The organism is Chitinophaga sp. CCNWYY40, assembly GCF_037483205.1.
GTDB classification, from domain to species: domain Bacteria; phylum Bacteroidota; class Bacteroidia; order Chitinophagales; family Chitinophagaceae; genus Chitinophaga; species Chitinophaga ginsengisegetis.
In genome coordinates this window covers 1,294,707-1,312,673 of record NZ_JBBHLF010000001.1, presented here as the reverse complement: position 1 = coordinate 1,312,673, position 17,967 = coordinate 1,294,707, and the positions used below count along the sequence as shown (strand labels likewise).

At 46.8% G+C, this 17,967-nt stretch carries 14 protein-coding genes; 2 read left to right on the top strand and 12 right to left on the bottom strand.

The window, feature by feature from the left end; translation table 11 throughout:
* The first annotated feature begins 5 nt into the window (after positions 1-5).
* Together V7S65_RS05315 and V7S65_RS05310 are read left to right on the top strand one after the other, a co-directional pair.
* Complete coding sequence (locus tag V7S65_RS05315) at positions 6-1,040, top strand: TlpA disulfide reductase family protein (protein WP_336385963.1); 1,035 nt, start codon at positions 6-8, stop codon at positions 1,038-1,040.
* Between the two features lie 15 nt (positions 1,041-1,055).
* Positions 1,056-2,468, top strand: a complete 1,413-nt coding sequence (locus V7S65_RS05310) for a TlpA family protein disulfide reductase (RefSeq protein ID WP_336385964.1) — start codon at positions 1,056-1,058, stop codon at positions 2,466-2,468.
* Positions 2,469-2,537: 69 nt separating this feature from the next.
* Here the strand turns inward: V7S65_RS05310 and V7S65_RS05305 are convergent, their stop codons facing one another.
* The 12 genes from V7S65_RS05305 to V7S65_RS05250 form a co-directional block, all read right to left on the bottom strand.
* Positions 2,538-3,014, bottom strand: a complete 477-nt coding sequence (locus tag V7S65_RS05305; RefSeq protein ID WP_079467867.1) for a hypothetical protein — start codon at positions 3,012-3,014, stop codon at positions 2,538-2,540.
* 134 nt (positions 3,015-3,148) lie between these two features.
* Positions 3,149-3,763 carry an alpha/beta hydrolase gene (locus tag V7S65_RS05300; protein WP_336385965.1) on the bottom strand — a complete coding sequence of 205 codons (615 nt, stop codon included), beginning with the start codon at positions 3,761-3,763 and terminating at the stop codon, positions 3,149-3,151.
* A 10-nt stretch (positions 3,764-3,773) separates the two neighbouring features.
* A complete protein-coding gene (locus V7S65_RS05295) occupies positions 3,774-4,709 on the bottom strand; it encodes a ring-cleaving dioxygenase (protein WP_336385966.1) in 936 nt (311 codons plus the stop codon).
* Between the two features lie 142 nt (positions 4,710-4,851).
* Positions 4,852-6,240, bottom strand: coding sequence for a RagB/SusD family nutrient uptake outer membrane protein (locus V7S65_RS05290; protein ID WP_336385967.1), 1,389 nt, complete (start codon positions 6,238-6,240; stop codon positions 4,852-4,854).
* Positions 6,241-6,251: 11 nt separating this feature from the next.
* Positions 6,252-10,022, bottom strand: coding sequence for a SusC/RagA family TonB-linked outer membrane protein (locus tag V7S65_RS05285; RefSeq protein ID WP_336385968.1), 3,771 nt, complete (start codon positions 10,020-10,022; stop codon positions 6,252-6,254).
* A 31-nt stretch (positions 10,023-10,053) separates the two neighbouring features.
* A complete protein-coding gene (locus V7S65_RS05280; RefSeq protein ID WP_336385969.1) occupies positions 10,054-11,169 on the bottom strand; it encodes a FecR family protein in 1,116 nt (371 codons plus the stop codon).
* A gap of 55 nt (positions 11,170-11,224) precedes the next feature.
* Complete coding sequence (locus V7S65_RS05275) at positions 11,225-13,501, bottom strand: Gldg family protein (RefSeq protein ID WP_336385970.1); 2,277 nt, start codon at positions 13,499-13,501, stop codon at positions 11,225-11,227.
* Between the two features lie 7 nt (positions 13,502-13,508).
* Positions 13,509-14,435: an ABC transporter ATP-binding protein gene (locus V7S65_RS05270; protein ID WP_336385971.1), complete on the bottom strand. Its 927-nt coding sequence runs from the start codon at positions 14,433-14,435 to the stop codon at positions 13,509-13,511.
* Positions 14,436-14,542: 107 nt separating this feature from the next.
* A complete protein-coding gene (locus V7S65_RS05265; RefSeq protein ID WP_111578602.1) occupies positions 14,543-15,127 on the bottom strand; it encodes an RNA polymerase sigma factor in 585 nt (194 codons plus the stop codon).
* Positions 15,128-15,284: 157 nt separating this feature from the next.
* Positions 15,285-16,163 carry an alpha/beta fold hydrolase gene (locus tag V7S65_RS05260; protein WP_336385972.1) on the bottom strand — a complete coding sequence of 293 codons (879 nt, stop codon included), beginning with the start codon at positions 16,161-16,163 and terminating at the stop codon, positions 15,285-15,287.
* Between the two features lie 38 nt (positions 16,164-16,201).
* Positions 16,202-16,894, bottom strand: a complete 693-nt coding sequence (locus V7S65_RS05255; RefSeq protein ID WP_336385973.1) for an alpha/beta hydrolase — start codon at positions 16,892-16,894, stop codon at positions 16,202-16,204.
* A gap of 44 nt (positions 16,895-16,938) precedes the next feature.
* Positions 16,939-17,937 carry an alpha/beta hydrolase gene (locus V7S65_RS05250; RefSeq protein WP_336385974.1) on the bottom strand — a complete coding sequence of 333 codons (999 nt, stop codon included), beginning with the start codon at positions 17,935-17,937 and terminating at the stop codon, positions 16,939-16,941.
* Positions 17,938-17,967: the final 30 nt, after the last annotated feature.

Here is a 17,967-nt window from a genome sequence, read left to right as displayed (position 1 = left end):
CAGGCATGCTAACAAAAATAAACAGGCAACTACGTTTGCTGACAGCAATCATTTGCTGCACCATAGGAGTACAGGCACAGCAAAGTGATACGAAAGTTAAAATGCTTGGAGAGCCCGCCCCTCCCCTGTACATTTCCAACTGGCTAAAGGGAGATAAGATAACCGCCTTTGAAAAGAACAAAGTATATGTGGTTGAATTCTGGGCTACCTGGTGCCAACCCTGTATCGCCGGGATGCCCCATCTGTCGGAGCTGGCAGAGAAATATAAAAAAGAAGTGACCGTGCTGGGCGTAAGCATCCATGAACGCAAAGAAACCACTTTGCCTGTCATAGAAAAATTTGTTGCCGGGATGGGGGAAAAGATGGACTACAACGTAGCCACCGAACAGGGTACCCTGATGGCGGAGAACTGGATGAAAGCGTACGGCGAGCGGGGAATCCCCTATTCATTTGTGGTGGACCAGCAAGGAAGGATTGCCTGGGCCGGCCCACCCAAAAATCTGGACAAAGTGCTGCCCCAGATCATTTCAGGCACCTGGGATATTAAAGACGCCGCCGAAAAAAGAAAGGAATGGCAACGGCTGTCAGTCATCGACAACAACCTTGTACCAATTATGAATCCTCTCATGGGGAACCCGGGAAATCCTATTGGCGCCTTAAAAAGAATTGATTCAATTCTTGCCAAAAACCCGGAACTCAAATACTATCCTTATACCGGCCATTATACTTTTTATGCTTTGACTAAAACAAACCCTGAAAAGGCGGTGGAATTTGGAAAGGAATGGCTCAAACACAATGACTATCCTCGATTTTCAACTGTTACAGACGCGGTCACAGGAAAAGACAACCTGCCGGCATCTCTGTATATACTGGCAGCCGACTGTTATCAGTCGCAGCTCAATCTTTACCCGTGGAGTATGGACTTTCCGGCCACTTACAAAAAAATGGCGGAGCTGTATGTAAAAGCAGGGAACAAAGAGAAAGCGGCTGAACTGCTGAAGAAGGCTGATTCTACGGAAGTCAAAAAAACAGATCATTAATTTAATTCGTAGAAAATGAAGTATCTGAAAATATGTTTCTTATTGCTGATCACCACGGCTGCATTTTCGCAGAACCGTGGCTCCGTTGATCCTAAACTCACGGAACTGTTAAACCAGAAAGATTCCGTCGAGCTGGGAAAGAAACTGGAAGCACTTTCTAAAAGCGATGTAGAAGAAGATCTGAATTTATTGGTTTCTTATTACAATACTACACGCAATCAAAATAAGAGAGATTCCATCGCACGGCTTTCTATCCGGAAATTCCCTAACGGCTTTGCCGCTTTTGATGAAGCTTTGGGAGAGATCTATAATGAAACCAACGGGGCTGAGAATGAAAAAAAGTATAAGCTTTTTGTGTCCCGGTTTGGATCAAACCCAACGCTTAAAGGACATTTCTTTTTCGATGCGGCTAAATATTACGTAGCGGTTTCTTTCAGAAACAATCCCGGGAAAGTGATGCAATACCTGAACCAGATCCGGGACACTGCTTATAAAACCAAAGCATTCTCCTATGCGGCAAGGGAAACCTATGCACGGAAAGAGTACGTGCTGGCAGAAACCCTGATCAAAAAATCTATTGGCGATGAAATGCGGAGATCCGCCGAAAAGTCGGCTGATTACTATACTTACGCGAGGCAATACGCGGCTATCCTGTATGCCAATAAAAAGTATAAAGATGGCTTGAAATATGCCCGCCAGGTGTATGCGCAGGACGATAAAAAAGACAGGACGTTCAATGACACCTATTTAAATTTATTGGTAGCCAACCGGGAGTTTACCGAAGCCTTCCCCTTAATGGAGGAAAGCATCAAAAACGGAAGGGCTTCGCAGGAAGTAAAGGCGCAGTTTAGAAACGCCTATATCACGGTAAAAGGAAGTGACCAGGGATTTGTGGCCTATGAGCGTGCGCTTTATGACGCACTGAAAGAAAAGATTAACGCTGACCTGGCAAAAAAAATGATCAAAGAACCAGCCTTCAATTTTTCCGTAACGGATGTAAACGGGAAAACGGTTTCCCTCTCCGATTACAAGGGAAAAACAGTTATCCTGGATTTTTGGGCTACCTGGTGCGGCCCCTGTAAAGCCTCCTTTCCCAACATGCAGGCCGCAGTGAATAAATTTAAAGATGACAGCAGTGTAGTATTCCTTTTTATTCATACCTGGGAAACAGATGCTGATCCGGTAAAGAGTGCAGACAACTATCTGCGAACCAACAAATACACTTTTAATTTGCTGATGGATCTAAAAGACCCGGTGGCTAAAACCAATAAAGCGGCCGCAGGATACAAGTTACAGGGCATCCCGGCAAAGTTTGTGATTGATAAAAATGGTATGATCCGTTTTCGTTCCCTTGGTGGAACTTCTGCGGGGAGCGATGCTTTTGTAGAAGAGATGAGTACGATGATTGATCTGGCAAAGCACGGTTAGCATAAACGGTTATAAATAAAGAAAGAGGGACTGAAAAAATCAGTCCCTCTTTCTTTTAATAGCTTGTGTCTACTTCGCCGGTTGCCTTATTTTAAAAAACTGCAACACCAGCCCTACCACCAGCAGCCCAAGCAAAACCTTAATGCAGGTTTGTACAATGGGAGAAGTAGGTCCGTCGGATAGCGGATGCCCTACCGGCACACGCAATAATGTTTCGTTGATCGCCGGTATCAGGGAAAGGAACAGGGTAAGCGTCATACAAAGCACCTGTATCAGCAACAACCCCCTTTTCCTGGACGCCTGGCGCCCCAGCAAATAGGCAACCCCAAGTAAAATAAGGATCAGTATCCCGATACCATGCCCGGGATTAAAGCCCCCTTCTTTGGAAAGCCCAAAGGATGTGACACTGGCGATGACAGTAAGTATACTGTATATTTTGCCTGTGCCGGAAAAAGGATTGATAATACCCTCTTTTATCAATGCCGCTATGGCAAATAATAAAGCAATAACAGCGATAATGGTGTGTACAATACCTAAAATACTCATAGGAAAAAGATCTAAAGGTCAATAAAATGGTAAACTTCTATTTCTGGATTTTTAATAACAGTTTTATAGATGTCCTGGTTCATTCACTGACCTCTCTCTACTTAAATAAGTAGCTGCACCCTTAGCGCACCCGGTTATTCGCCAAAAATTAATTTGTTTACCTGCGCTATTTCCTGGCGGCTGATCGTATGACCCATATTTTTGTAAATGACTTCAGTTACTTTTGCACCCATTCCCTCCAGCAATATAGTACTTTCTTTCACCCGGTTCACCGGTACATGAAAATCCGGATCACTGCTTCCAATAAAAATCGGCGTACCATCAAAATCACCCTTATAATTGTTGTGGTCAACGTGATCGCCTATAAGCCCACCGGTAAAAGCAACTATGCCACCGAATCTGGCGGCATTGGATGCGGCAAACTCCAGTGTAAGACAGGCTCCCTGCGAAAATCCCAACAGGAAGATCTGTGATTTTGAGAAACCTTTTTCTTCAAGATCCTGTACGATATCTTCCAAAAAACTCAGGGAACCAGAGAGAAACGGCTCATTAGCTGCCCTGGGCGCCAAAAACGATTGCGGGTACCAGCTATTGCCTTTCACCTGTGGAGCAATAAGGGCAAATGCTGCTGTATTTAATTCCGCCGCCAACGATAAAATATCCTCCGCTGAGCCCCCGCGGCCATGTACCATGATCAAAACCTTTTCTGCCGCCTCCAGGGGCTTTCCGGCTTTCAGTATTTCCTGCATAACTTTTGCTTTAACTCAATTTTGGAAGCACTTTTTCTAAATCCTCTCTCAGATGCGCATGTTGGTGAGGCAACATCAAATGGGTTCCCAGCTCATTTAAGGGTTCATCCACTGTGAAACCCGGGTTCTCTGTGGCGATTTCAAAAAGCACCCCACCCGGCTCCCGGAAATACAAAGAGAAGAAATAATCCCTGTCAATTTTTGGTGTAATCTGCAGGTTCCTGCTTAATACTTTCTCCCGTACTTCCATCTGCACCTGTTCATCTTTTACGCGGAAGGCCACGTGGTGGTTCGTTCCTGCTGCGCCTATGCCCCTCTGGCCATCCGGAACTTCCAATAAATCTATGATAGCAGCGGTTTCCACGGCGTCTGTAATGAAACGGTACCTGTTGCCTTCCTGCGAAAGAAAACGGTAGCCCAGGATATCGGTGAGCACTTTCGCGGTTTCGTCAATTTTCCGTAACGTCAGCGTGGTACTGTGGAACCCTTTGGTAGCTGTATCTTTCTTAATCTCATCGGTTTCCCAGGGCACCCTGTTATCTTCGGTTTTAGGAACAATAAGGCTTAGCGACAAGCCATCCGGATCGCGGAAAGAAAAAAACTGCTCTCCAAAACGTTCGGCGATTTCACTGGTCTTTACCTGCTTCTTTGCAAATCTGTCTAACCAAAACTCAAGGCTTCCAGCCGGAACAGCATACCCTATTTCAGTAGCCATCCCAACACCTTCACGTCCCTGCCCGATTCCTTCCCACGGGAAAAATGTAAGGATCGTTCCGGCAGATCCGCTTTCATCGCCGTAATAAAGATGATAAGTTCCGGGGTCGTCGAAGTTGACTGTTTTCTTCACTAACCTCAGGCCAATGGTCCGGGTATAAAAATTTAAGTTCTCCTGTGCACTACCGGCAATGGCGGTAATATGGTGCAATCCTAAAATGCTGTTGTTCATAATGACACGCTGTTATTCAAGAAGCATACCATCACATATTCCTCTTTAAATCAGCACTTTAATACAAATTAGCTTTTTAAAAAAATACTATATATCGTAAATTTATGAATTTACGTGAAGCACGCTGTTATTGTGTATCAGGCTACCGGCTGTTTTGCGGCAGTTTAGAATTGGTGATCACTTCCTGCGGTATCAGCAGCGTATAACGGGGATCATTGGCAGGCAGCGTATACACCGTTCCATTTATCACGCGGGAAAGATTCTTTGCAAAACGGCTGTCTTTATTCAGCCTTCGCAAATCCGTCCACCTGAGTCCTCGCATCAGTAATTCCTTACGACGTTCCAGAAGAATCTTAGTAAGGGCATCGGTTGCGTTACTCACGGTAAAACCGGGGTATGTTCCGCTCACCCAACGGGTGGCGAGTAGCGTATTCATGTCGTTTACGGCGTTGGCGGTTTGTCCCGCGCGGGCATAACATTCTGCCCGTACCAGGTATAACTCATCTACAGCAAGCCCATTAAACAAAGCAGATGAACCCACTGCGCCCTCGTAGTTGCCAATAAAGCGATAAGTACCTGAAGGCACGGGCACGTCCAGGTTTTCCTTAACGAGCAATTGTTTCCGCAGGTCATCGTTTTGGTAGGCGCTGATTATCACCGGGTCAATCAACGCTTTATTTTCATCGCCAAAGCCCACTTCGAGTACACTGTTTTGGTGATCAATAACCGCATGGAATATTACTTCCTTATTGAAACGCGGGAAAGGATTATAGCTGCCCAATTCGAGCGTGTTATAATCAAGCAGGTCGCTTTTGAGCTTCAGCGCGGCATCTGCAGCGGATAAGGCGTTGGGATAATCTTCCATCGACAAATAAACACGGGCGAGCATGGCCAGTGCGGCCGCTTTGTTGGGCCGGGAAGAGATACTGGAGGTATTGCTGAGCAAACCGGCTGCCTGGGTAAGATCGTTTACAATGGCGTCATATGTTTCTTTGACCGTTCCCCTGCCCGGCACATCGTTGATATCTGACCGGGTATGGATAGGCAAGCCCGGTTCCTGCATGGTAGCGGCGCCATAGGGCTTAATATACATTTGTGCCAGCGGCCATAAAGCATAGGCACGCAGAAATAAGGCGCTGCCCTGCAGGTTGCTGATCACTGCCGGCTGATCTGTTCCCTTAATTTTCTCCAGCGCTTCCAGCACCAGGTTACAGTGATAGATCTTGTTGTAAGATGCTACCCACTGTGTTGACGCAGCACGGATAGCGTTAGGCTGCCACGTATACAGCGCTTTATCTTCCAGTGTGATCACATCTGAATTATAACGGTTAGCATCCAGGTAATAATCATCTGCAGCAATCTCCCCGTCTACCGGGTAGTTGATGTTGAACAGATCATAATTATCCAGTATCAGCTGGCAATCTTTTGTTGTTTCGATAAAAGACTGGGACCCGCTTTTCTTGATGTCTACATACTTTTCACAAGCGGTAACAGTCAGCACACACACAATAAGAAGAATATATTTTTTCATGACTCGTACAGTTAAAAGTTAGTTGAAAATCCCAGGCTGTAGGTACGCGGTAAAGGATAATCGAATACTTCCGGGTCCACTCCTTTATCATTGGCGCGCCAGATGATACCCAGGTTACTGATATTGGTATACACCCTCGGATCTTTGATACGGCTGCCGGGCTTTACTTTCAGGGTGTAAGACAGGTTAATCTCCTGTAATCTTATATGATCCCCTTTCACTACATTGATGGCCGAATAATAGTAAAAATTGTCCCGGTTAGGGTTACCGGTCGACATAACAGCCGACGGTACATTGGTAACCGTTTCATCGCCCGGGCGCTGCCACCTGTGGTTATATTCTTCTCCCTGCAAACTATTACCGGAATACAGGTTGCCATAGTTAATCACCTGCGCTAAAGGCCGGCGTACGTAATAACCCAGCTTGTAAAGCAGGTTGGCAGATAAAGCGAAAGAAGCGTAACTAAAAGTATTTCTGAAAGAACCATAGTACACCGGAACGGCACTGCCAAAATATTTCAGGGTGCCCAGCGGCGCATTTTGAATAGCTTTATAATTGTTGTCGCCTTCGATAGAATTGGATATAGTTACTACGTTACCATCCAGGTATCCGCGCGGGTCACCGGTTTTGGGGTCCAGCCCTGCCCACTGATAACCAAACAACCGCGATAAATCATAGCCTTCGTTATAGGAACCAGTACTGTTGCTTACCGCGGCGCCAGCCTGACTGGTAGCCGTTGCAAACAGCTTCGTTACTTTAACGCGGTTGTAGGCAAACAACAGGTTGCTGTTCCATTTGAATGAACCTGCGCTCACGTTCAGCGAATTGAGTGTAAGCTCCACGCCATGCCCCTGCAGGTTGCCGGTGTTGTAGTTGATATTGGTATATCCGGTGCTCGGGTCCAGCGCGCCACCGGCAATCAGGTCGGTTGTTTTTTTGCTGTAGTACTGGATATTACCGGAAAGCCTGTTGCCTTTGAACTGAAAGTCTACACCGATATTGAGCACGCCTGTCCGCTCCGGACGCAACTGGCTGTTGGTGATGCCGGTGCCAAAGGAGGTATATGCATACGGAAGATTATTGGTGCCATTAAGTGTAGAATAGGTAATCAATGGCCTTGCAATAATCAATGGGTTCACGTTTCCATTATAACCATAAGTTGTTCTCAGGGTCAGCGAAGGCACCAGCTCCCAGTGGTAAAAACTTTCATTATGAATATTCCAGGCGCCGCCTACAGAATAAAATGGTGTTCCTTTCTGATTGGTACCGCGGCCAAACTCACTGGAGAGATCTTTACGTACACTTGCTGAAAAGGTATACCTGGCATCAAACGTATAGGCTGCATTGGCGTAATAACTGAGGGTACGCACTTTATTGTCGATAAACCCGGTGGAAAGATTGGGAATATATTCACCATTATACCCGCTGAAGTCTTCTGCAAAAGCGATCGGTATCATGGTTTTAAAATCCAGCTTATTATTGGTGTATAAAGTGCCTTCATCATAGCCGTAGTAACCGTTGGTGCCGGCAAGACTGTAGGACTGGGCCATATCGAAACCTGCAATGGCCGACAACTGGTGTTTTTCTTTCCAGGTATGGTCAAAATTTAACTGTCCCCTGAAGGTATGGTTACTGGAAGTTGTTTGCAGGATGGTGTATTGGCCGCCTAAAGGCAGCTGGCGGTTATAGGGCTCCACCGGTTCCAGCGTCCTCGGGTCTACGGAGGCCGGTGAAGTGGTGAAATAATTGATCATATTCCTCATATAAAATGAGTTTTGGCGATAGAGGGTATTATCATTATTTCTGCCGGTGTTATAATTATAGGTGAGCTGTGCGGTAAGACCGTTTGCTATCCTGTAATTGGCGTTGATGCCCAGGTTCAGGTTCTGCGATTTCAGCTTGTTGTATCCTTCATTGATATCGTTAAGCGGCACATAGCGATAGCTTAAAAACTTATCGCCATACTCCTTTTCCACTGCGGCGGCAAAACCCTGGCGGTAAATTTTGGCCAGTTCCAGGTAATTGCCCTGGTCATCGGCTAAGCGTGAGTAGGGATAAAAGGTAGCGTCAGTGGCTCCTGTTATCCTGTTCTGTGGGGCTTGTTCATGGTAGTTCTGAACATTATAAGAAATATTCCCTTGTAGTTCGAGTTTTTTGAGAGGTTTAACGGACATGGAATAACCGAGTGCGATCCGGTCGTAGTCAGAATTTTTTGTATTGTTGATCGTCTTGTCCCATCCGCCGGATAAGCGGTAGTTAAAGCGTTCAGCGCCACCGTCCACTGCTAAGGAATAACTTTGGGTAACGGCATTGCGCAGAAAATATTTATCATAGTCCTTCCTGATATCATTCTTTCTTAAAGCATCCAGTTGTGCATTTGCCTGCGCATCGGTGAGTGTGTGTTTAAACTTCCAGGCATCCACAATCTCTGCTACGGGTGATTTTATTTCCTGGCCATATAAGTGGGAGATACTCAGGTCAGGCAATGGCCTGTTCTGCTGTTCAAAATAAGCCACCTGCGCATCTATATAATCAGAAACGCTCATCGTTTTATTGTAGAACAGGTCTACCTTTTCTGTGATATTAATGTTGCTGTTGAAGCTAACCCGCGGTGCGCGGTTGTACGACCCGCGCTTCGTTTTAATAACAATAACGCCGTTGGCTGCACGGGAGCCCCAGATAGAGGCAGCGGCGGCATCTTTCAGGATGGTTACGCTCTCCACATCATTAGGGTTTACCCGGTCGATAGAATACGGGCTGGCAATACCATCGATCACCACCAGTACCTGGCCGCTGTAGTTGCCGTTCAGGTCTGCGCTTACTGCATCATTCAGGGTATTTTTACCACGAATGGTGAGGTTAGCCAGTGGAGATTGCCTCGCATTGGGTGAGGCTGAATTGATGGGACGAAGGTCGTTACGGAAATCAAGCGACGTGGTAATCCCTTCCAGGCGCCGGATCAGGTTTGGATCATTACTGTGTTGCAGCTGTTCTTTGGAAATAACTTCAAAAGATCCGGTGGCCCGCTCCCTGGGCAGCTCCTGCAAACCTGTTGAAACGATGGCCACGCCTTTCATTTCAATGGAAGATTGTTTTAACAGCACATTGATGGCTGTTCTGCCTTTTACAGCAATGGTATCGGACTGGTAACCGATGTAAGAAAATATCAGGCGGCCATCATCGGGTACCCTTAGTATTTTGTAAAGCCCACCCTGGTCCGTTGCCACGGATACCTGCGTACCTGTAAGCCGGATGGTTGCCCCGGGAAGACCCACACCCTGGCTATTGGAAACGAACCCGGTTACATCCACAAAATTGATGGCCTGAGCCGGAGTGGCTACCGGCTTTTCTCTCAGTATGATAGTGTTGTCATCAATGGTGTAGGACAGCGGCTGGTCTTTTAATACAAGATCCAATACCGTTCTGATATCAGCAGCCTGTATGTTGATACTTACTTTACCCGTATTTTTCAATAGCTGGGTAGTATACACAAAATCATAATTGCTCTGCTGCTGAATTTTTGCAATGATCACCCGGAGAGCTACTTCTTTTTCCCTGAGTGATATCTGTTGCGCAAAGCTGGCCGATGCACTAAAGAGCATAATAAACAGTAAGCATGACGTCAATCGCATAGGCAGCCGGAGTTTACGGGCATGCAGATGATGCATACCGGATTTCATCGCATAATTTTTATACATTTGTCGTGTTTGGTTGATAGTTGATACAATCAGGAATTTTATTGACAATACTGCCAGGCGCCAGCCAGTTGTGTGCAACCACATCTGGCTATTTTTTCATCCCCGCAGCGGTTTATTACTTGGTGACGATAATTTTTCTTCCCACAATTTTAAAATGTACCTTATTGGTCAGTTCCAGTTTTCTTAATACCTGTGAAACATAGGCACGGCTGCTTACCCTTCCGCCAAAATCATCTGTTGGCAGCTCTCCTTCATACACCACTTCCATATCATACCAGCGGCTTATTTTGCGCATGATCGACTGGATCTTTTCATCCTGGAAAACGATATAATTGTTTTTCCAGCCGATGGCCTCCTCTGTATCTACCTGGATGGTTTTAATCCCTGCATCGCTTCGTTGCGCCTGCTCTCCGGGCTTCAGCACTATGTTACCGATACGTATACTGCCTTCCAGCAGGGTTGTTTTGGTAAGCGCTTCATCGGCATAGCTGTTGATATTGAAATGTGTTCCCAGCACTTCTACTTTTTGTCCGCGGCTTTTTACGATAAAGGGTTGTGCCTTATTTTTTGCCACCTCAAAGTATCCTTCTCCCTGCAGCTCCACCTCCCGTTGCTGTTGCCCCCTGAAGCTGGAAGGAAACACCAAACGCGAAGCAGCATTGAGCCAAACGATGGAGCTATCGGGCAATATCAGCCGGTAGGTGCCTCCTTTGGGTGTTTGCAGGGTCAGCATCCGGATACTTTCACTTAAAGCAGCATCTATCTTTGTATTATCATCATACCTCAAATCGTCGCCGTTCACCGCAATACCCGTTCTGGAAGAATCCAGCACCATCATGCCACTGCCGGCGATAGATAAGGTTGCTTTGTTGGTGCCCGGGGGGATGTCTTTTTTACTCTCCGCCAGCTGGCCAACAGAAATTGCCGGTGATTGCGCAGGCCGGTAAAGAAAATAAGCGCCGATACCAATCACTAATGCAGCAACAGCCGCCGCAGCCACCAGGTTGCGCCGCCGGCCGGACAGGCGTTTCACAGGCCGGTATTCATTTTCCAGCCGTTCCCATACCTGGTCAACGGAGGCAAGCCGCGCTATCATATCAGGCGCCGCAGCGCCTTCCTCCTGATAGGTTAAGTACCATGATTCCAACAACGCCAATTCCTCCGGGGTGGCTTTTCCAAGCCTGTAATGCTCCAGCATGGTCCGGATTTGTTGTTCGGTTAGTTCGCTCATAACTTGCGTATATTATGTAAGACAATCAACATCCCCACAGGAGGTATATCTTTTTTTATTTTCTTTTTCTGCTGATCAAAAGCCCCGCAGCACCCGCTATCATCAATGCCGGCACTCCCCATAGCACAGCTGACCGGTAAGCCGACAATTCCTTTCTGCTGGTTAAAATGGCATCATCCTGCGGCGCCGGGCGACTTACCCTTACAGGAAACAGGCCATTGCTGAACCATCTAAAGATGCCACTAATAAATGAGAAATTATAGGCTTGCGGAATAGCATGATCACTCATAAAATCAGCGTCCCCGCTGATAAAGATCTTTTGCTCTTTGCCGGCCACTTTACGTTTGAGCAGAACGATTAACGGTTTGCTCCCTTTCTGATCGCCCTGTTCAGGCTGATAGGATACCGAAGACGAGGAAGGATCAAACCCATTCTTCTTATTCCAGCCCAGGGCGCTGCTTTGCAGCACCGTGTCGGCGGTGAAGTCGCTCCCCGTTAGCTCCAGCATAGCCGCAGAAGGCATAGCCACCGTGGCATTCATGTACATCAGCTGATCCAGGTATTCGTTATTTTCCGCAGCAATGCGGCCCTGGATAAGATCTGCAGGCGCATTTTTATCGGGGTTCACCATCATCCCCGGTGATAGCTGAACACCAAACCGGCTCAAAAAAGGATTGATCACCTCACGATGCGAAGGTTCTGCTGTAATCAGCATATCGCCTCCTGCATCTACATAACCGCGTATCCTGGCCGCAGCCTGGCTGCTGAATGGTTTGGCCGGATCTGCCAGTATCAGCAGGGTTGTGCCGGGAGGCACATCTGCCGCATCCAGGTTCACGCCCACCACATCAAAGCCCTGGTTGATCAGCGACTTCCTCGTTTTCCGGGCGCTACTGAACAAATCATAACTCCTGTCTCCTTTTACACGGATACTACGTTCATCATCTCCCTCTATAAAAACTATTTTCTGATGTGGCACAACCAGCTTTTTTATAGCGGCGGTAATCTCCGCTTCCTCCGGGAACTGGTTCTGTTCATTATACAGCCGGAGAAAGCTCGTATGGCCCTGGTAGCTGAGCTGGCGGACAAAAGTATTTTCCTCCGGCGCCAGGTCGATGATCTGATGAATCTGATCAGGAGTTAAAAATTTGTCAAGATCCACTTCAAGATTATCCGCTACTTTTTCGGCCACCTGCCTGGTATTCAAACCGGTAATATTTCCCTGGTAAATCATATTAGGATTATTGGCAAGATCAGTAGCATCATAATAATACACATAGTTCATTTTGATACCGGGTATAAACCTGCGGAAATCCTCAAAGCGCGACAGGTCCGTATTTCGTGACACCGGCAACCCCGCGTATACATGCTGGTCCAGGAGATTTACATAAGTAGTGATCACCAGGGGGCCTTCAATTTGTTTGGCAACAGCCTGACTGGCCGGTGTCAGCGTTTGCGATTTTTGCGCGGTAACATCCCGGTACAGGATAGCAGCAGGTCTTGCACTTAAATATCCTGCCAGCAACACAAATGCCATGAGCGCCACATACCTGCCAGCCTGTATGGCAAAGGGTTTGGACTCACGGCTGGCTTTAAACCGCAAAATGGTGAGGCCCAGGAAAAGTAAAATAATCAGCAGGTAATAAATGACATCACGAGAGGTGATCAATCCGTTCAACATACTTTCTGTTCGTCCTGATAACGACAGGAAATAAGTAAGATCTCTTACAAAATCAATACTCTGACCAACCGTTCCAATATACTTCAGGGCCGCAAACACAGCAAGGGTGCTGATGGCGGCAACCACCTGGTAACCCGTAAGACTCGACATGAACAGACCGATAGCCGCATAGGTGGCCGTTAACAGGAATAAAGACAATAACCCTGCGCCTATCAAACCGGTATCAGCATCTTTAATCACCCACACACCAATCAGGCAGTAAATACCCAGGATAGCCATCAGCATCAGCGCATAATAGATCATGGCCAGGTATTTACCCAAAATGATTTCGCTGATCTTTACCGGGGACGAGAGTAATAACTTGATGGACCCGCTGCTGATTTCACGGCTTATCAGTCCCATCGTAAGCAACGGGATATATAAATAAAGATTTTGCAGCACTTTGTCGAACAGCCCGTTGGTAGCGGGAAAGAGGAGCTGTGTTAAATTATCCGCTTTCTCTCCCATCATAAACAATTCCTGAAAGCTGCCCAGCATTCCAAAAAATCCCATCCCGGATTGTACCATAAAAATCACCAGCACCAGCCAGGCAACCGGGGAATAAAAAAGTATGCTAAGTTCCAGCTTAGCGATTTTAAATATTTTAATCATAACAGGTTCAGGAAGTTTTATTTGATAACTGTGCAAAAATTTCGTCCAGGCTGCTTTTCTCCAGCATAATTTCGGTAAGCTGCCAGTTATCATCAACGGCCAGTTGAATGATGGTAGAAGACACCAGGGAAGTTGTATCGAAATGCATCCGGAAACCACCGTCATTTAAGGGTTCCACGGCGGTTATCCCGGGTATGGCCGCCATCCTTTCCATTGACGGCGGATTGTGCATATAAACGCGCAGGGAGTTAGGCAAAATGTAATTATTGAAAGCCTTCATCGTATCTGCAAATACCATTCTTCCTCCTTCAATCATGCGTACATCATCACAGGTGGCCTGCACTTCAGATAAAATATGAGACGAAAAAATAACAGCCCTTTCAGCGGCAATCTCTTTGATCAGCTTGCGTACTTCAAGGATCTGGTTAGGATCCAGCCCGTTTGTGGGTTCATCCAGCACTACCAGTTTGGGCCGGTGTATAATGCTTTGTGCGATCCCTACCCGCTGCCGGTAGCCGCCGCTGAGGTTCTTAATAAGCCGGGTGCGGAAATGGGCAACGCCGCATTTGTCCATAGCCGAGGCTACAGCGGTCTTTACCTGCCTTCGATCTATGTTGCGGAGGTAAGCGCAATACGTTAAGTATTCACCAACGGTTAAATCAAGGTGCAGCGGGGCGTTCTGAGGAAGGAAGCCTATTCTCATTTTAGCTTCTTCCGGATGTTTCCTGATATCGATGCCGTCTATCTGAACCGTACCTTCAGTTTGACTCAATACCCCGCACAGGATGTTCATAGTAGTGGATTTGCCGGCGCCATTGGAGCCAAGTAGGCCGAGTACGCCCAGCTGGCTGATTTCAAGATTAATATCCCGGATGGCCCAGTCCCGGCTGTATCTGTGAGACAGGTGTGATACTTTTACAATGCTGTTGTCCAATTTCTTACGATTAGCTTTTAAAAAGTGCTTTATATATCATAAGACAGGTTAGCAGACTATAAGTGGTATAGGCAGGTAAAAAATATTTTCAGGCAGGCCGTCAGCCACTAGTGCTTCAGCATCCAGAGCAGGTAAAGGTAAGGGAGGAAACCTATTTTTTTACGGAGATGTTTTAAGGCATTAGACATTTGTTTCTTCACGGTTTGCTCGGTAGTGCCCATGATTTCAGCGATCTGTTTGTGGCTCAGGTGCTGTTTCCGGCTTAACTCAAACACTTCCCTTACTCTTGGCGGAAGTGCTGCAATTTCTTTCTCGATCACCTCCACCAGCATAGACTCGCGTACTTTATGATCAGTAATAGCAGTCCCGTTTTGGGAATAATCCCTGATAGAGTCAATATATTTTTGCTGGAGTTGCTTTCTCGCAAACAGGTTAAGGATATGATTCCTTACGCTGCTGTACAGGTAACCGGATAAGTTGCTCTCAATTTGTATGGCTTCTCTTTTTACCCAGAGATTAGAGAAAATCTCCTGGATCACGTCCTGCGCCTCCACATCGTTTCGGGTTTTGTTCCAGGCGTGGTGGTGCAGTATAAGTTTATACCTGTGATAAATTTCGGCAAAGGCATTCCGGTCTCCTTCCTTAAGTAATAAGACCAGATCAGGATCGGAATAATTGCTGTAATTAACCATATGCGTATAGACCAGTCCTGCAATTATAATAAATATATCGTAAACCCGGCCTGGTTTCCCGCAATAAAAGAACGGATTAATATAACGGGGACCCTGCCAGATGGCCGTCCCCGTTACATTTCCTGAAAATGCCCCTGCTATTGTTTGATAAATTTGATCAACTCAGCATTGGTCTTATCTTTTTCTCCACAAATGCAGCATGGCCACTTTTTTCAAAAGGTACCAGTGTGGAGTTCTTTATACCTGCCTTCATCTGCTCTGCCAATGCGTAAGACACGATGCTGTCCTGCGTGGCATGTAAGATGAGGGTGGGTATTTTTATTTTTGGCAGATCTGACCGCAGATCCTCGTCCCTGAGTGCAATAAGCGCCTGCTCAGTGGCGTATGGAGAAGACTGCGCTTCAATGCCTCCCAGCCAGTTGCCCAGGCCCGGTGTCAGCGAAGTTGGCGACAGCGTGAACTTTGCCGCTACCGCATCAAATAAGGCCGGGCGGTTGTTGTTGTGTAACTCAATCCAGCTGGAAATCTGGTCTTTCGTAAACAACGGATAAGGATAGTCCGGTTTCTTTGTGTGACAGGGAGCTGCCGCGTCAAACAATACCAGTTTCTTCACATGTGCCGCATTGAATTTGGCCACATAGTGCAGTGATATCGCTCCACCCATTGAGTGCCCGCCAAGAATGGCATCCTTAATGTTTAGCTTGTCGAGCACGGTTTTGATATCCGTTGCAAACTGATCATAGTTATACTTGCCATAAGGCTTATCGGACAAACCAAATCCCCGCAAAGTAATGCCAATAACCCGGTAGCCGGCTTTCACCAGGGCGTGATACTGGTATTCCCAGCAGGCGTCGCTTAAAGGATATCCGTGAATGAGCACAACAGGCGTTCCCTCTCCAAGATCGGTAACATGCAATCTTACATTGGGCTCCACTTCAATATACTCGGCCCGGGCCGCAGGTTTATTCTGACCGGAACTAACGGTAACAACCAGCGAAAACGCGAGGGAAGTAACTACTGAGAAAAATAATTTCATAATATTTTTTTGAATTACCAGAGATGATTTCAACGGATTTACCGGAGAATAGAAGCCGCTATAATAACGTCAGCCACTTCTTCAGGATGGGTCATGAACAGCGTATGACCGCCTTTCATTTCCACCACCTTGCTGCCAGCTCTTTTATACATGGTTCTTTCCAGAACCGGGTTGATCGTTCCATCGTCGGTTGGAAGAATAGCATAGGAAGGTTTGCTTTTCCATGCCGCGGCACTTACTTTATCAACGAAAGCCGTTACGGTTAAAGGAATCTGCGAATCATACATGAAGTCAGATTTTTCCTTGCTTTGACCCGTGGCAAATGTTTGGTTAAACTTGTCCTTATCCAGGTACACCAGCCCTTTTTCATCCGGGGGAAGAATACCGTTTACTTCGAGGATCGGGGCCGACTGAACAAGCGCCAGGGTTGATTCATCCACATCAGGAACAAAAGCAGCCACGTACACCAGGCTCACCACTTTGGGATGTACTCCCGCTTCGGTGATCACCGTACCGCCCCAGGAGTGACCTACCAGCACGGTGGGTCCATCCTGCCGGTCCAGGGCTACGTTGGTAGCCTGTACATCGTCTTTCAGGGTAGAGGTAGGATTTTGTACGAGGGTAACATTATATCCTTTTGATTTCAGGATGTTGTAAGCGGCTTCCCAGCCGGAAGCATCTGCAAAGGCACCATGAACAATAACGATATTTTTTACAGAAGAAGCACTCATGTTATGATGTAATAAAGATGATTGAATGGATAAAAGGCAACCAGTTACTTCAGCCCCAGGTATTTTTTGAGTTCTGCTGCGGCCTGAACAAAAAGTGATTTTGTTTGGGGAGTGTTAGCCAAAGCATTCAATAGTCCGAAATCATGGATCATTCCATTGTATCGAACGGTGGTTACCACTACACCGGCTTCATCAAGTTTGCGGCCATATGCCTCGCCGCCATCGCGGAGCACATCTGCTTCAGCCACCTGTATTAAAGCAGGAGGAAGTCCCTTTAACTGGTCGATAGTAGCGTTGAGCGGGGATGCGTACACCTGTTCGCGCTCCGCCTGATCGGTAGTGTACTGATTGTACATCCATTTCATTAAAGGCGTGGTGAGGAAGCGGTCCTGTCCAAATCGTTTATAGGTATCATGCTCAAAGCCGGCATCAACAATTGGCCAGAACAGTACCTGTACACGGATTTCGGGTCCTTTGTTTTCTTTGGCTTTGATGGCTGTTACAGCGGCCATATTGCCCCCCACGCTGTTGCCCACAACAGCCAGGCGGCTACCATCCACACCAATTTCAGCTCCATGCTCCGCCACCCATTTGGTAGCTGCATAAATTTCATTAACCGCCTGGGGATAGCGCGCTTCAGGCGAAGGCGTGTAATTCACAAAAACGCCTGCTGCCCCGGATAATACAACCAGGTCTCTCACCATTCTTTTATGCGTAGGATAATCGCCCAGTACCCAGCCGCCGCCATGAATGAAGATAAAAACAGGGAGCTGCTCTTTGCTTCCCGCCGGTTTTACGATATTTAATTTGATCGAAAAACCACCGGCGCTGATGGTTTGCTCACTTTCTTCAATACCGGAATAGTCAACATCCACAGATGCCTGCGCATTGACTAACACCTGGCGGGCATCTTTTACAGAAAGGGTTTCCAATCCCGGCGCTCCCGGTACATTCAATACGCTTAAAAAAGCTTTGATGTCTTTTGAAATGGCCGGATCATTTTCTACGGCAGGTACCTGTAGTGTAGGTTCTTTTGTATTCATAGTTTCTGATTTGTTTTGCTCAGGCAAGTC

Excerpts from the sequence above, each read along its gene's own strand:
- V7S65_RS05280 (WP_336385969.1), bottom strand. The coding sequence starts at position 11,169 with ATGAGCGAACTAACCGAACAACAAATCCGGACCATGCTGGAGCATTAC.
- V7S65_RS05305 (WP_079467867.1), bottom strand. The coding sequence starts at position 3,014 with ATGAGTATTTTAGGTATTGTACACACCATTATCGCTGTTATTGCTTTA.
- V7S65_RS05300 (WP_336385965.1), bottom strand. The coding sequence starts at position 3,763 with ATGCAGGAAATACTGAAAGCCGGAAAGCCCCTGGAGGCGGCAGAAAAG.
- V7S65_RS05260 (WP_336385972.1), bottom strand. The coding sequence starts at position 16,163 with ATGAAATTATTTTTCTCAGTAGTTACTTCCCTCGCGTTTTCGCTGGTT.
- V7S65_RS05265 (WP_111578602.1), bottom strand. The coding sequence starts at position 15,127 with ATGGTTAATTACAGCAATTATTCCGATCCTGATCTGGTCTTATTACTT.
- V7S65_RS05290 (WP_336385967.1), bottom strand. The coding sequence starts at position 6,240 with ATGAAAAAATATATTCTTCTTATTGTGTGTGTGCTGACTGTTACCGCT.
- V7S65_RS05310 (WP_336385964.1), top strand. The coding sequence starts at position 1,056 with ATGAAGTATCTGAAAATATGTTTCTTATTGCTGATCACCACGGCTGCA.
- V7S65_RS05315 (WP_336385963.1), top strand. The coding sequence starts at position 6 with ATGCTAACAAAAATAAACAGGCAACTACGTTTGCTGACAGCAATCATT.
- V7S65_RS05250 (WP_336385974.1), bottom strand. The coding sequence starts at position 17,937 with ATGAATACAAAAGAACCTACACTACAGGTACCTGCCGTAGAAAATGAT.
- V7S65_RS05285 (WP_336385968.1), bottom strand. The coding sequence starts at position 10,022 with ATGTGGTTGCACACAACTGGCTGGCGCCTGGCAGTATTGTCAATAAAA.
- V7S65_RS05295 (WP_336385966.1), bottom strand. The coding sequence starts at position 4,709 with ATGAACAACAGCATTTTAGGATTGCACCATATTACCGCCATTGCCGGT.
- V7S65_RS05255 (WP_336385973.1), bottom strand. The coding sequence starts at position 16,894 with ATGAGTGCTTCTTCTGTAAAAAATATCGTTATTGTTCATGGTGCCTTT.
- V7S65_RS05275 (WP_336385970.1), bottom strand. The coding sequence starts at position 13,501 with ATGATTAAAATATTTAAAATCGCTAAGCTGGAACTTAGCATACTTTTT.